General features: G+C 62.3%; 15 protein-coding genes, 1 tRNA gene and 1 pseudogene. 9 read left to right on the top strand and 8 right to left on the bottom strand.

Annotation, left to right across the window (positions count from 1 at the left end; translation table 11 throughout):
- The 3 genes and pseudogenes from EOB59_RS05940 to EOB59_RS05930 all read right to left on the bottom strand — a co-directional run.
- Positions 1-707: carbohydrate ABC transporter permease (locus EOB59_RS05940; RefSeq protein ID WP_245486539.1), on the bottom strand; the 707-nt coding region annotated here is incomplete at its 3' end.
- The gene (locus EOB59_RS05935; protein WP_128287898.1) at positions 704-1,573 is read right to left on the bottom strand and encodes a sugar ABC transporter permease; all 870 of its coding nucleotides are present in this window, start codon (positions 1,571-1,573) and stop codon (positions 704-706) included. The genes EOB59_RS05940 and EOB59_RS05935, both read right to left, overlap by 4 nt.
- Before the next feature lie 160 nt (positions 1,574-1,733).
- Positions 1,734-2,965, bottom strand: a pseudogene (locus tag EOB59_RS05930) (sugar ABC transporter substrate-binding protein).
- A gap of 268 nt (positions 2,966-3,233) precedes the next feature.
- On the opposite strand from EOB59_RS05930, the gene EOB59_RS05925 reads away from it, so the two are divergent.
- Genes EOB59_RS05925 through EOB59_RS05915 form a run of 3 tightly spaced genes read left to right on the top strand, consistent with a single transcriptional unit; the run spans position 3,234 to position 5,930 of the window.
- Positions 3,234-3,968, top strand: coding sequence for an SDR family oxidoreductase (locus tag EOB59_RS05925; RefSeq protein WP_128287939.1), 735 nt, complete (start codon positions 3,234-3,236; stop codon positions 3,966-3,968).
- A gap of 2 nt (positions 3,969-3,970) precedes the next feature.
- Complete coding sequence (gene ugpC / locus EOB59_RS05920; RefSeq protein WP_127382538.1) at positions 3,971-5,038, top strand: sn-glycerol-3-phosphate ABC transporter ATP-binding protein UgpC; 1,068 nt, start codon at positions 3,971-3,973, stop codon at positions 5,036-5,038.
- 10 nt (positions 5,039-5,048) lie between these two features.
- On the top strand, positions 5,049-5,930 hold the full coding sequence (locus EOB59_RS05915; protein WP_127268067.1) for a MurR/RpiR family transcriptional regulator: 882 nt from the start codon (positions 5,049-5,051) through the stop codon (positions 5,928-5,930).
- Between the two features lie 19 nt (positions 5,931-5,949).
- Here EOB59_RS05915 and EOB59_RS05910 read toward each other — a convergent pair whose 3' ends face one another.
- Together EOB59_RS05910 and EOB59_RS05905 are read right to left on the bottom strand one after the other, a co-directional pair.
- On the bottom strand, positions 5,950-6,267 hold the full coding sequence (locus tag EOB59_RS05910) for a DUF167 family protein (RefSeq protein ID WP_128287897.1): 318 nt from the start codon (positions 6,265-6,267) through the stop codon (positions 5,950-5,952).
- Between the two features lie 13 nt (positions 6,268-6,280).
- Positions 6,281-6,571, bottom strand: a complete 291-nt coding sequence (locus tag EOB59_RS05905) for a YggT family protein (RefSeq protein ID WP_023811703.1) — start codon at positions 6,569-6,571, stop codon at positions 6,281-6,283.
- Between the two features lie 256 nt (positions 6,572-6,827).
- On the opposite strand from EOB59_RS05905, the gene EOB59_RS05900 reads away from it, so the two are divergent.
- From EOB59_RS05900 to EOB59_RS05870, 6 genes are all read left to right on the top strand, one after another.
- Positions 6,828-6,903, top strand: a tRNA-Ala gene (locus tag EOB59_RS05900).
- Positions 6,904-7,251: 348 nt separating this feature from the next.
- Positions 7,252-8,001 (top strand): helix-turn-helix transcriptional regulator, encoded by a 750-nt coding sequence (locus tag EOB59_RS05895; RefSeq protein ID WP_127268065.1) that lies wholly within the window; start codon positions 7,252-7,254, stop codon positions 7,999-8,001.
- A gap of 528 nt (positions 8,002-8,529) precedes the next feature.
- A complete protein-coding gene (locus EOB59_RS05885) occupies positions 8,530-9,492 on the top strand; it encodes a SagB/ThcOx family dehydrogenase (protein ID WP_236382936.1) in 963 nt (320 codons plus the stop codon).
- A gap of 68 nt (positions 9,493-9,560) precedes the next feature.
- A complete protein-coding gene (locus EOB59_RS05880) occupies positions 9,561-9,815 on the top strand; it encodes a hypothetical protein (protein WP_127268063.1) in 255 nt (84 codons plus the stop codon).
- A 4-nt stretch (positions 9,816-9,819) separates the two neighbouring features.
- Positions 9,820-10,080, top strand: a complete 261-nt coding sequence (locus EOB59_RS05875; RefSeq protein WP_127329798.1) for a hypothetical protein — start codon at positions 9,820-9,822, stop codon at positions 10,078-10,080.
- Positions 10,081-10,200: 120 nt separating this feature from the next.
- On the top strand, positions 10,201-10,521 hold the full coding sequence (locus EOB59_RS05870; RefSeq protein ID WP_127808773.1) for a hypothetical protein: 321 nt from the start codon (positions 10,201-10,203) through the stop codon (positions 10,519-10,521).
- Between the two features lie 148 nt (positions 10,522-10,669).
- Here the strand turns inward: EOB59_RS05870 and EOB59_RS05865 are convergent, their stop codons facing one another.
- Genes EOB59_RS05865 through exbB form a run of 3 tightly spaced genes read right to left on the bottom strand, consistent with a single transcriptional unit; the run spans position 10,670 to position 12,814 of the window.
- Positions 10,670-11,629, bottom strand: coding sequence for an energy transducer TonB (locus EOB59_RS05865; RefSeq protein WP_128287896.1), 960 nt, complete (start codon positions 11,627-11,629; stop codon positions 10,670-10,672).
- Positions 11,626-12,093, bottom strand: a complete 468-nt coding sequence (gene exbD, locus EOB59_RS05860) for a TonB system transport protein ExbD (RefSeq protein WP_127808771.1) — start codon at positions 12,091-12,093, stop codon at positions 11,626-11,628. The genes EOB59_RS05865 and exbD overlap by 4 nt, the downstream gene beginning before the upstream one ends.
- Before the next feature lie 4 nt (positions 12,094-12,097).
- Positions 12,098-12,814: a tonB-system energizer ExbB gene (exbB, locus tag EOB59_RS05855; RefSeq protein ID WP_127811302.1), complete on the bottom strand. Its 717-nt coding sequence runs from the start codon at positions 12,812-12,814 to the stop codon at positions 12,098-12,100.
- Positions 12,815-12,865 lie beyond the last annotated feature (51 nt).

Here is a 12,865-nt window from a genome sequence, read left to right as displayed (position 1 = left end):
GTGTAGCGGCCGGCGACCAGCGAAAACACCTGGATCGGCAGCGTGTAGCTTTCCTGGCTGCGCAGCATGGTGAGCGCCACGACGAATTCGTTCCAGGCGTTGATGAAGGTGAAGATCGCGGTCACCGCGATCGCCGGCAGGCAGAGCGGCAGGAACACCTTGCGCAAGGTCAGCCAGCGGCCGGCGCCCTCCATCCAGGCGGCTTCCTCGAGATCGCGCGGAATGGTGTCGAAATAGCTCTGCAGCATCCACACCGTGAAGGCGACGTTGAAGGCCATGTAGATGAAGCCGAGCGCCGTCGTGCTCTCGACCAGGCCCCAGGCCGCCATCAGCCGGAACAGGCCAAGCACCAGCACGATCGGCGAGATCATCTGCGAAATCAGCAGGAACTGGCGCAAGGCGCCGTAGCCGGCAAAGCGGAAGCGCGACATCGCATAGGCCGCCGGAACCGAGATCAGGATGGCGCCAACCGTGGCGATCACAGACACGTAGAGCGAATTGAGCAGCGCCTGGCCGAAGCCGGTCGCCACCCACATATCGGAAAAATTCGACCAGCGGAATTCGCTCGGCCACCAGGTCGGCGACAGCACTTCCTGCCTCGGCTTGACCGCGGTCAGGAACATCACCGCGAAGGGAAAGAGCGTCACCACGATCAGCGGCGCCAGCAGCAGCCAGGCGATGATGGAGCGTTTCAGCTTGCTCGTCATGTGCGTTGCTCCCGCATCGCCAGCCGCACATAGATCATGGTGAAGACCAGCAATATGGCGAACATCACCAGCGACACCGCCGATGCTTCGCCCAGCTTGCCGATGCGGAAGGCCAGCTTGTAGAGATGGGTGACCAGGATATCGGTCGAGTTGGCCGGGCCGCCCTGCGTCATCACCCAGATGATCGGGAAGGAATTGAAGACGGAGATGGTGTTGAGCACGATGGCGATGTTGATGAACGGTTTCAGGAGCGGAAAGGTGATTTCGCGGAACTGCTGCAGCGGCGTCGCCCCTTCGAGCGCCGCCGCCTCGTAGAGATCGTCCGGAATCGACGACAGCCCGCCGAGAAAGATCGTCGTCGTGAACGGCACCGTCACCAGGATACCGATCAGCACCTGCATCGGGAAAGCGGTCTCGGCGCTCGCCAGCCATTGGATGTTGTGATCGATGAGCCCGAGGCCGATCAGCGCCGAATTGAGCATGCCGCTTTCGCCGCTCAGCGCCCAGCGCCAGACCACCGCGGTCATGGTCAGCGATACCGCCCAGGGCAGCATGATGATGACGCGGGCGATGCCGCGGCCATAGAAATCGGTGTTGAGGATCATCGCCACCGGGATCGACAAGAGAAGCGCACCGCCGACCACCATCACCGTCCATTGGCCGGTGCGCCAGAGCGCGGCCGTGAAATCGGGATCGGCAGCGAGTGCCGCGAAATTGGCGAAGTCGTTGAAGTCGCGAAGCTGGCCGAAGCGGCTGACCTCATGCGTCGAGATCTGGATCAGGTCCCAGACCGGCCAGAAGATGACCACCGCCGCCAGAAACAGGCTGGGCAAGGTCAGGAGATAGGGCAAGAAACGATTTTGCATCTGCTGGCCTGCAACCTCGGCGCGCTGGATCAGAAGGTTCTGCTTATGCGAATTTCGGATCCGCCGCACCGGGCCGGGAACCTAGGTGTGGCGCGCCCCGCCTGAGTCTGGGGCGCGCCACGGGCGCAGGGAGATACGCCCTATTTCTTCAGCACGGCCTCTATTTCTTCAGCACGGTGTTGGCCTTGGCGGCCGCGTCCTTCAAGCCCGCCTCAGGGTCGCCGCCGAGATAGATCTTCTGCATGGCGTCCGACGTGATCTGGGCGACTTCTTCCCAGCCCGGAATGACCGGCGCGAAGCGGGCGTCGGGCAGCAGCGCGGTGAACGCCGCCAGATCGGCATTGTTGACGTAGTAGTCCATCTTGGCCTCTTCCTTGTTCACCGGCAGGAAGCCTTCGCCTTGCGTGAACTTGGCGCGCTGTTCCGTGGTGAACAGGAAATCGAGCAGCTTCCAGCTTCGTCCTTGTTCTTGGAGTTCTTGAACATGATGATGGAATCGGTCACGCCATAGGTGCCGCGCGCGCCGGTCGGGCCGGCGGGGATGGCTGCCACGCCGTATTTCAGGTTCGGCGCCTCGTCCTTGATCTGGTTGGACAGGAAGGGTGCGGTGATCATCATGCCGACCTTGCCCTGCTTGAACAGGTTCTGCACGTCTTCGCGGTTGTTGGAGGTGACGCCGGGTTCGGTCAGGCCTTCGTCGATCATCGACTTGTAGAGCTTGGCGGCCTCAAGCGCACCTGGCGTGCTCAGGCCCGAAGTGCCGTCCTTGTTGAGGATCTCGGTGCCCTGCGACCACATCGCATAATAGTAATAGACGTCGGTCTCGATCTCCTTGCCCTGCAGGCCGAAGCCGAACGTGCCCGACCCCAGGGCCTTGATCTTGCGCGCATCTTCCTGCAGCTCGGTCCAGGTTGCCGGTGGCTTGGCGATGCCGGCTTTCTCGAACAGCTCCTTGTTGTAGTACATGGCGCGCGCCGAGGCCGCGATCGGCAGGCCGTAGGTCTTGCCGTCCATGATCGAGGGCGACAGGAAGGTGTCGATGAAGCGGTCCTTGAAGTCGGGCTTGATGTAGCCGTCGAGCGGCTCGGCGACATCCTGCTGGACGAAGTCGATCAGCCAGCGCGTGCCGATGATCGACAGATCGGCATTGGTGCCGGCGGTGATGTCGGTGGTCAGCTTCTGCAGCAGCACATCCCACGGCACCACTTCGAACTTGACGGTGATGCCGGGGTTCGCCGCCTCGAATTCCTTCTTGACGTCGGCGAAATAGGGAGCAGTCTTGGCGCTGTACTCGGCCACGGTGACGCGCACCTCGCCCGCATCCGCCTGCGCCGCAATTGCCAGCATGCTCATTCCGGCCATCAGGCCGACAGTCCATTTTGCAAGGCTCATTTGATCTCTCCCATTGGTGTTGCGCCTGCGCGCCTCTCCGTGCCGGAGCAGAAGATTTATGTGACTTTCCTACATTATCGATGATTTTAAGGCTTGCAAGCGGATTATTGTGTTGCTTAATTACATTTACAGGCCTAGCCTTATGCGATCTGTCAGAACTCCCGGAGGATGACGCACGGTGGTTTCGCAATCCGAGTTCGAGGGCAGGGCCGAGTTCGAAGGCAGGGCCGAGTTCGAAAGCAGGGCCGAGTTCGAGGGCAAGACCGTCGTGGTGACGGGGGCCGGCGGCGGTCTCGGCACGGCCATCGTGGCGCTGATGGCGCAAAGAGGCGCCAAGGTCGTCGGTTGCGATCAGTCGAGCGAGGCGCTGAACAGTCCGCACCTTGCCTCCCGCCATGTCTTCGATCTTCTCGACAAGGCATCGATAGCGACGGCGATCGGCGCGATCCTCGACCGGGATGGTGTGCCCGACATTCTCGTCAACAATGCCGGCTGGACGCGTGCCGAGACGATTTCGGCGCTCGATCCCGACAGAATAGAGCAGGAACTCGATCTCAACCTGACTGGCGTGATGAATTTCGCCGACCCGCTGGTCAAGGCGATGGCTGGCCGCGGCTCGGGCAGCGTCGTCTTCATCTCCTCGGTCAACGCCGTCGCGCATTTCGGCAATCCGGCCTATGCCGTCGCCAAGGCCGGCATCAACGCCTATGCCAAGGCGATCGCCGTCGAGCTCGGCCGCAGCGGCCTGCGCGCCAATGTCGTCTGCCCCGGATCGATCCGCACCGCCGCCTGGGACCACCGCCTTGCCAAGGATCCCGAAATCCTCGGCAAATTGCAGCGGCTCTATCCGCTCGGCCGCATCGTCAACGCCGCGGAAGTGGCGGAAGCCGTCGCCTTCCTTGCGTCCGATCGCGCATCGGGAATAACAGGCGTGGTGATGCCCGTGGACGCGGGACTGACCGCCGGCTGCCTGCCCTTCATCGACGACATATTGGGAGCGTGAGCATGACCGATGTCGAGTTTCGCGATCTGTCGAAATCCTTCGGGCAGCACAAGATCCTCGAGAACATCAGCCTCGATATCAAGAGCGGCGAGTTCGTCGTCCTCGTCGGCCCGTCCGGCTGCGGCAAGTCGACCTTGCTGCGCATGCTGGCCGGCCTGGAGACGATCACCTCCGGCGACCTGTTGATCGGCGGCGTGCGCGCCAACGCGCTGCCGCCACAGCAGCGCAACATCGCCATGGTGTTCCAGTCCTATGCGCTGTTTCCGCATCTGAAGGCAGCTGACAATATCGGCTTTGGCCCGAAGATCCGCGGCGAGACGCGCACGGTGATCGATGAGAAGGTCAAGAAAGCGTCCGGCGTCCTCAATCTCTTCTCCTATCTCGACCGCTATCCCCGCCAGCTGTCGGGCGGCCAGCGCCAGCGCGTCGCCATGGGCCGCGCCATCGTGCGCGAGCCGTCGGTGTTCCTGTTCGACGAGCCGCTGTCCAACCTCGACGCGCAATTGCGCGTGCAGATGCGCGTCGAGATCAAGGCGCTGCACCAGCGGCTGAAATCGACGATCGTCTACGTCACCCACGACCAGATCGAGGCCATGACGATGGCCGACCGCATCGTCGTGATGGACCGCGGCAGAATCCAGCAGGTCGGGGCGCCGCTGGAACTCTATGACAGGCCTGCCAACAAGTTCGTCGCCTCCTTCCTCGGCTCGCCGTCGATGAGCTTTGTGTCCGGTTCGCTCAAGACGGCGCTTGAGAAAACCTGGTTCGAATCGGCCGGTGGCGGGCGGCTTGCGCTTGCCGGCAAACAGGTGCCGGCGGACAGCGCGGTGGAGGCTGGCATCCGGCCCGAGCATTTTGTCATCGGCGAGGCTGTCGACGCGATGGCGATCAGGGTGGATGTCGTCGAGCCCACCGGCTCCGAAACACATGTCTATGGCGCTATCGGTGCTGATACGGTACGCGCCGTGTTCCGCGACAGGGTGCCGGTCAGGCCGGGAGACCTGCTGCCGGTCTCGGTCGACCCCGGCAACATCCATCTGTTCGACAAGGCAACGGGCCTGCCTCTATGAGAATAGCAGCATGAAGACGCCGGCCGACATCATCACGCGGCTGCAGCTGATGTCGCAGGACGGAACGAAGTCGGATCGCAAGCTGGCCGGCTTCGTGCTGGCAGACCTCGATTTCGTTTCCAAAGCGGCGATTTCGGAAATTGCCTTGCGCGTCGGTGTCAGCGAGCCGACGGTGACACGGTTCTGCCGCAACCTCGGCTGCGAGGGCCTGCGCGACTTCAAATTCTATCTGGCGCAAGCCATCGCCATCGGCGGCCAGTATCTGTCGCCGGAGCCGTTGAGCCGCGATGCCCGCGAACAGCGCATCGCTTCCGCCATCACCGAAGCGGCGATATCGGCCATCCAGCGCGCCAGCGAAAACCTCGACATGACGACGCTGGTCGCCGTCGCCGCACGCATCGCTGTTTCCGGTAATGTGCTGTGCATCGGCTCCGGTGGCATTTCGTCCATGATGGCGACCGAAATGCAGAACCGGCTGTTCAGGCTTGGCGTGTCGGTGCTGGCGCAGATCGACGGACAGTTGCAACGCATGTACGCCGCCGTTGCCACCCCCGACACCACGCTGATCGCCTTCTCCGTCTCCGGCTATGCCAGATCGGTCATCGATGCGGTGCAGGTCGCCCAGCAATATGGCGCCACCACGATCGCCATCACCCCGCCGGACTCCGCACTCGCCAAGGTCGCCGACACGGTCATCCATTTCCAGTCGCTCGAGGATGGCAATATCTACAAGCCGACATCGTCTCGCTATGCGCTGCTGTCGATCGTCGACATGATCGTCACCTCGGTCGCCGAGACGCGCGGACCAAGGGTTTTGGAGAATCTGCGCCGCATCAAGCAGAGCGTGAACACGTTGAAAGTCGACGATCCGCGTTTGCCATTGGGCGATTGAGCCCCTGCGGCCAAGGACATCAGGACTGGCGGCCGAGCGCCTCGATGCTTTTCGCCAATTTCGCCGGATCGCCTTCAATGCGCACGGTCTTCAGCCGCGCGGTGCCGCCGGCGACAACCGAGACAGCGGACCCGGGCACGCCCAGAGCCTTGGCCAGCAGCTTTTCGAGCGCATGATTGGCGGCGCCGTTTTCCGGCACGGCGCGGACGCGCGCTTTCAGATGGCTTCGCCCGTCCGCCGTGGCCTCGAAGCCTTCGAGCCTGTCCAGCGCAGCCTTTGGCGTCAGCCGGACAAACAGCTCGGCGCCGTTTTCGCGCAGGCGAAACGGCGTGCTCATAAGGTCATCCTGCTCACAGGATCAGAGGCGCCACCGTGGTGAGCAGAAACTGCCGCAGGAAGAACAGGATCAGAAGCAGGATGATCGGCGAGATGTCGATGCCGCCAAGGTCCGGCATGAAGCGGCGGATAGGCCGCAACGCCGGCTCGGTCAGCCGGTAGAGCATGTTGCCGATGCTGCCGACGAACTGGTTCTTCGAATTGACGACGTTGAAGGCGTAGAGCCAGGAAAAGATCGCCGAGGCGATGATGATCCACCAGTAGAGGTCAAGCGCCATGACGATTGTTTGAATGAGGGCGAGCATGCCGGTCTCCAATTGTTGCCGACATGTAGCCATTGCACGCGAAGCCGGCAAGGGCCGCCTTTCTGTGGAGCGCCAATACCGGCCCGGTCGGACTGTAGGGCATGTCGCCGACACCCCAACGAAGGCGCGAATACACAAAACCGGCAAGGGCCGCTTTCCGCCGGCGCCAGCTCGACGCTTGACGGCACTGGATTTCGGCAAACCTCCGCCTTGACAGGAAACCGCGGCGCCCGATAAATGCGCCCATCCGCTGGACGGGGCTGTAGCTCAGCTGGGAGAGCGCGTCGTTCGCAATGACGAGGTCAGGAGTTCGATCCTCCTCAGCTCCACCAGCGGAATAATTCTCCACGCTCCGCGCCAGATGCCCATCTCTGCGCCACATGCAGTCCGCGACGCTCGTCCCGGCTTGCCCCCGCGGTTGGCATTTGCTGTGCCAGCGCACCTTAAAAGGCCGCGCTACATCGCCTATTTCGCAATATCCGGCAAAACTTTTGTCAATTGGACTTATGGCGGAAGAGCTCGCTGATTGTTTCCGTTTTTTTTGGAAACCACCTCACTAAATTGACGTTACCAAATCAGTTTTTTCTGTGCGTTGTGACCAGGGCGTTTCGGCGGGGGCGACCGGAGACGCTATATCGATTTCGAGTCGAAATGAAAAATCCGCCTGCGGAAGCAAAGACGTGTCAATTCGCGACAATCTCGCTGCAAACCTTAGACGGCTGTGCAAGGACCATGCCTCCGTAAGTGCGGTATGCCGTGAGCTGCGCATCAATCGCACGCAGTTCGAACGCTATCTGCAAGGGCAGACCGTTCCCAACAAAGCTACCGCCAAGCTGATATGCGATTACTTTCGGATCGACGAAGCCGAACTGTACCAGGATCCCGGCGCACCCGAGCCGGCGATGCGTGGCCTGCCGCCGGTTTCCGAGAGCCTGTTCAACCAGATGATCCGCCCTCCGAGTCCTTCGATCGCGGGCGGCACCTATTTCACCTATTTCTCGATCCCGGGCCGCCTCGACCTCCTGATGCGCTCGGTGACCTTCGTGCGGCGCGAAGCCGAACTGGTCACCTTCCGAAGGGTCACCGGATGGTCGGAGCGCCGGGGGTCGACCTGGGCACGAGCGCGCGGCAATCACTATGGCGTGGCGATCTCGCGGCTGAACTGGATCTATTTCAGCGGCATCAATCGCCGCCAGACCGGAGAGCCCTCGCTGATCTCCGTGCAATGGGCTCCCATCTCCGAACCGGTGCTGATGGGCAAGGCCATGCTTCTGACGGAGGCCGGCCCGGCATTCGTGTCCGTCATCATGCGGCGCGACATTGCCAACATCCACCCAAGGGATGCCATCAGCATGGCGCATGTCATCAATCTCGACGATCCGGGCGTCGATCAACTGGTTGTCAGCCTCACCCGGGACGGGTTGGGCTAACCCCTCGGATCGCCGTGTCTTACGCCAAATAAGAATAAGCGTACGCGGATAAAGCGTATGCCAACGATTGTCTACTCTGTATGTGAATAAAATCGATATTTTACACTTTAATGCCAGGAAAGATAATCCACGGGTCAGTCTTAGGCTGGGTTTTACTATAATTTTAACAAACCATTAACTCTTCCGACCTTACCTTTCTTCACGCGGATCCCGTTCCGGGGGTCTTTCAACGGATCCCAAATTGGGGTCAGGAAAGGGATGAAAATGGCCAAGAAAGTGACCAATGCTCCGAAGCTGACGATTGCCGCCGGCACGCAGACCGTCTTCTTTTCGCAGGGCATGCACTACAACAAACGCTGAAGCCGTTCTGCGCCGACGAGCGTCTTGCTTGTCGGCGCCTCGGCTCCGCAGATGGCAACCAGCTTCATGAAAATGCGCTCTTCGAAAACGCTTGTTTTCTACCCCGGACCGAACAAGGTCACGGCATGCAACTTCCTGACCAGAAGCGTGTTTGAATGCAGCCCCGAGATGGTCGGCCTTCTCGCATCGTGGGACAAATGGGCATCGACGGCGGACATTGCCCGCGCCCATGGATGGTCGAAGTCCGAGTTGAAGGCTGTCGTTCCCCAGTTGCTCGATTTCTCCGCGCTGGTCACAGCCGGATCGCCTCTCGCCGAGCAGGAGGAACAGTTTTCAGGACAATGGAGTTGGGGGCTTCCGACGGCGCTGATGCATTTCTGCGTCCAGGACAGCGAATACATGACCATCGAGCAAGCGGAAGAGCGGCAGATAGAACGCGCCGGCCATACGCCGCAGCCGAACCTCATGCTCAAGAATTCCGCAGGCGCCATCCAGCTGCCTAATGCACTGGAAGACAATGAACTTCTCAGCTTGATGGCGCGGCGCCGCACCAACCGCACGGCGGCTCAGCCCACCATCACGGCCAAACAGCTTTCCGATTGCCTGTTCGCAGGGCTCGGCATCATCGGCGAGACCGCCAATTGCGTTGGCACCCTGCCGCTCGGCATGACCCCTTCAGGCGGCGCGCGAAATCCCTATGAGGCCTATGTGGTCGCGCTCGGCGTCGATGGCCTCGAACCCGGTGTCTATCACTATTCCGCCGCGGATCACGACCTTGGCAGGATTTCCGCAAACCATCTGCCGAAAATCTCCGAACTGGTCGGCGGACAGGAGTGGGCCGACGCCATGCCGTGCCTTGTCCTGCTTTGCGCCAAGCTCGATCGCACGATGTGGAAATATGAGGACGCCAACGCCTATCGTGTCGTGCTGATCGAGGCCGGCCATATCGGCCAGAACATCATGCTGGCAGCGACCAATCATGGCCTGTCGGCATGTCCGACAGCCGCGCTCAGCCATTCCGCCATCAAGCGGCTGCTTGGTCTCGACAGTTTCACCGACGCACCGATCTATGCCTTGACCCTCTCGACGCCGGAAAGAGATCCGTCCACGGCGGGCCAGTCCATCAATTAGCCGACCAACTATGTGCATCACAGCCAATAACGCGTTCCCTAGCGTATAACCAGAGACAGGAGCAGCACGTGCCAAATCAATCCTTACGCCAGTCGGAAATCGATAGCCTTCAATATATTTCGTCGATGACCAATGAGCTCGTGCAGATGGCCGAAGCAAGCCGTTTTCCGATGATCTCCTATCTGCTGGGCATGGCCTATGCAGAGGCCTTCGACGTTCTTCGCGGCGCACGGCCGGCCAGGCATGCGCAGCTCAGCGGCAACCCGCTGCACCCCAAGGCGCAGGCAAAGGACACTCGGGCCGCCCAGCCACGGAGAGCGTAGCGACATGCAATCGTCAGCCGCATGCGCGGTGGCCGGCTCGACCTCCCGGCCAAACCGCTGGGAGACGCTGTGCGCGTTGCAAAGCCTGCTGCCGTTGCTGAAGAAGGCCGCGACGGACCTGCGCCGCGCCGACATGGTCTACTGGTTCGAGCAGGCCGATGCCGAGGTCGCCAACATCATCAGGGGCCACCCCTCCGATGCAACCGCAATCCCGGCCCTGATTGCATCCTGCCCGCAGGACCGGCATCCGGTCGCTCAAGCTTGATGCATGTCGCCCGCCAAAACGCGACGCGTTCATTGGCGCCGCTGAAAATGCTCTGATCACCAGTTTTTCAATTTCAGACCGGAACCTATTGCGCGTCTGGAATGCCCAGGGGACCTGCACATGAACATGATAGCCAACATTAGAAGCGTCGATGCCAGGGAAAGCGTTTTCAGCCGGCTCGACGTCTTGGTCGCCAGGCGGCCGCCATCGCCTGACGCCGCGCGGGTCGAGGCCCGCCAACTCGTCTCGACGGCGATTGCCGACAGCTGCCAGGCCGACAGTCTCTGGGGTACAGTGGACGCTTTCCACGCCCATTTCGACTTCATGATGCAGACCATCGAGATCAACGGCGCCGATGACCCGGGCCTCGGGCCCTTGCGCACGAAATGCCGTTTCTATCTCGAACAGGTCGAGGCCCTGAGTCTGTCACTGGCCTATTGACAGGCCGGCCCGAACAAATTCGGTCCTAGAGCAATTCCAGGAAAAGTGTGAAACGGTTTTCCCGGAAAACGCAGAGCGTTTTCCCTTGGAATTGCGTCAAACCAAAGAATTAGAGCAGTTAGCCGTTTCCGTGAAACGGTGAACTGCTCTAGTTGCGCAGGCTGAACACGAACGGCGCTGTACGGCTCAGACGCGAGCCGAGTTCCGGTGGCGGTTTCGGCACCGTGGCGCCTTGCAGCACGGCGATCGCCGCACGGTCCAGATCCGCATCCCCCGAGGAACGAGAGAGCCTGGCAGACAGGACCCGGCCGGACGAGTCGACCGTGAATGCGACATATGGCCTGCCCTCCACGCGTCGGGCCTTGGCAGAGCTGGGATAGCGTGTGTGCCGCTTGATCCAGGCGCCCAGACGGGAGTCCCATTTGCTGGAGTCGCCGGAGCGAGACGTCGATTCCGCCGCCTTCGGCGCGGCGGTCTTGGCCGCGGGCCGTGCGTCGGCGCTGGCGAAGGTTGCCGTCTTCGGCGGAGCCGCCTTCTCCTTCTTAAGCCGCGGCTTGGGCTTCTCGACAGGCTTCTTCGCCTTGGCCTCGACCGGTTTCTTGTCTTTGACAATTTCGACCGGTTTCGGCTGCGGCAAGGGAATGACGACGTCTGGCGTGACAGCCTCGACCACATCCGGGATGACCTCATCCGGCGGCGGCTGATCGACCTGTTCGGCCGTTTCGGCCTGGGTAGGTTCGGTCGGGGTGGGTTCGGCCTCGTCTGGCGCGACCGCTTCCGGCGGCTCGACAACCGGCTCCGCCTTTTCGACCGGTTCTTCAGGTGTCGGCTCGGTCGTCGGTGTCGGTTCGGTCTGATCTGGCGTCACCGCGTCCAGCGCGGCGACCTGCTCTTCCACGGCCGGCATCACCACCATCGGTGCCATCTCGATCATCTGCGCGGGGGGTGGACCGCCATCCGCTTCGGTGACCATTGTGAGGTTCTGCACTGCATAGGCGACCGCGACATGGGCTCCAAGGACCAGCGCGGCAGCACCGGCCCACAAGCCAAGGTCGCGCCAACCGAAGCGCGACAGCTGGACCGAGGGCACGGCGACCGCTTGCGTCATGGCGCCGCCGCACCAGTGGCTGCGGGCGCCGGGGCATTGGACGCGGGAGCCGTCTCCAGGCCGACCAGCGCGATCTTCAGATAGCCGGCACCGCGCAACAGATTCATCGCCTCCATCAGGTCGCCATAGGCGACCGCCTTGTCGGCGCGCAGGAAGATGCGTGTCTGCTTGTCGCCCTTGGTCTTGGCGTCCAGCGTCGTGGCGAAAGCCGGGCGCGGCACGCTGTCATTGCCGATCGCCAGCGTCAGATCGTCCTTCAGCGTCAGGAACAGCGGTGTCTCGGGCCTCGGCGCGGGCGTTGCGGTCGAACCAGGCAGGTCGACATTGACATCCACCGTGGCCAGCGGTGCCGCGACCATGAAGATGATCAACAGCACCAGGATGACATCGATGAACGGGGTGACGTTGATCTCGTGGCTTTCCTCGAGATCGTCATCAATGGTCTGTCGGATTCTGCTTCCCATGGCGCTACTCCGCCGCCAGTGGCGTTGCCGGCGCGACGGTGCGGAAGTCGAGGTCGCGGCTGACCAGCCGTTCGACCCCGGCGGCAGCATCGGCGAGGATCTGCCGATAGCCGGCTATCGAGCGGGCAAAGACGTTGTAGATGACGACGGCCGGTATGGCCGCGACCAGGCCCATCGCGGTGGCCAGCAGCGCTTCGGCGATGCCCGGCGCGACCACAGCGAGATTGGTGGTCTGCGCCTGCGAGATGCCGATGAAGGCGTTCATGATGCCCCAGACAGTGCCGAACAGGCCGACGAAGGGCGCGGTCGAGCCGATCGTCGCCAGCACGCCGGTGCCGCGCGACATGCGCCGCGCCGCCGCCGCCTCGATGCGCGACAGGCGCGACGTGACCCGTTCCTTGAGGCCGTCGCCCGAGACATGATCGAGCGCGCCGGCCGAGAGTGCGGTCTCCTCCTCGGCCGCCCGCACCAGCAGCGCGCCGGGACCGCCGCTGCGGTCAAGGGTACGGCTGGCCTGCTTCAGCGTGGCGGCCTCGCCGATCGCCCGCACGGCGCGACGAATGCGCAGCTTGCCGCCGAAAAGCTCCAGCGACTTGGCCAACCATATCGTCCAGGTGACGAGGGAGGCAAAGGCCAGCCCGATCATCACCGCCTTGACGACAATGTCGGCCGCCATGAACATGCCCCATGGCGACAGATCATGCGGCAAGGTCAACTCCATCGCCGTCGAAGGTCCGTCCTCGGACGGCGCGGCCGTGTTCGGCTGGGTGCC

This window comes from Mesorhizobium sp. M7A.F.Ca.MR.176.00.0.0, from assembly GCF_004023165.1.
Lineage (GTDB): Bacteria > Pseudomonadota > Alphaproteobacteria > Rhizobiales > Rhizobiaceae > Mesorhizobium.
This window is presented reverse-complemented; position numbering and strand designations above follow the sequence as displayed.

Excerpts from the sequence above, each read along its gene's own strand:
- EOB59_RS05935 (WP_128287898.1), bottom strand. The coding sequence starts at position 1,573 with ATGCAAAATCGTTTCTTGCCCTATCTCCTGACCTTGCCCAGCCTGTTT.
- ugpC (WP_127382538.1), top strand. The coding sequence starts at position 3,971 with ATGACCGATGTCGAGTTTCGCGATCTGTCGAAATCCTTCGGGCAGCAC.
- EOB59_RS05915 (WP_127268067.1), top strand. The coding sequence starts at position 5,049 with ATGAAGACGCCGGCCGACATCATCACGCGGCTGCAGCTGATGTCGCAG.
- EOB59_RS05910 (WP_128287897.1), bottom strand. The coding sequence starts at position 6,267 with ATGAGCACGCCGTTTCGCCTGCGCGAAAACGGCGCCGAGCTGTTTGTC.
- EOB59_RS05905 (WP_023811703.1), bottom strand. The coding sequence starts at position 6,571 with ATGCTCGCCCTCATTCAAACAATCGTCATGGCGCTTGACCTCTACTGG.
- EOB59_RS05885 (WP_236382936.1), top strand. The coding sequence starts at position 8,530 with ATGGTCGGCCTTCTCGCATCGTGGGACAAATGGGCATCGACGGCGGAC.
- EOB59_RS05875 (WP_127329798.1), top strand. The coding sequence starts at position 9,820 with ATGCAATCGTCAGCCGCATGCGCGGTGGCCGGCTCGACCTCCCGGCCA.
- EOB59_RS05870 (WP_127808773.1), top strand. The coding sequence starts at position 10,201 with ATGAACATGATAGCCAACATTAGAAGCGTCGATGCCAGGGAAAGCGTT.
- EOB59_RS05865 (WP_128287896.1), bottom strand. The coding sequence starts at position 11,629 with ATGACGCAAGCGGTCGCCGTGCCCTCGGTCCAGCTGTCGCGCTTCGGT.
- exbD (WP_127808771.1), bottom strand. The coding sequence starts at position 12,093 with ATGGGAAGCAGAATCCGACAGACCATTGATGACGATCTCGAGGAAAGC.
- exbB (WP_127811302.1), bottom strand. The coding sequence starts at position 12,814 with ATGGAGTTGACCTTGCCGCATGATCTGTCGCCATGGGGCATGTTCATG.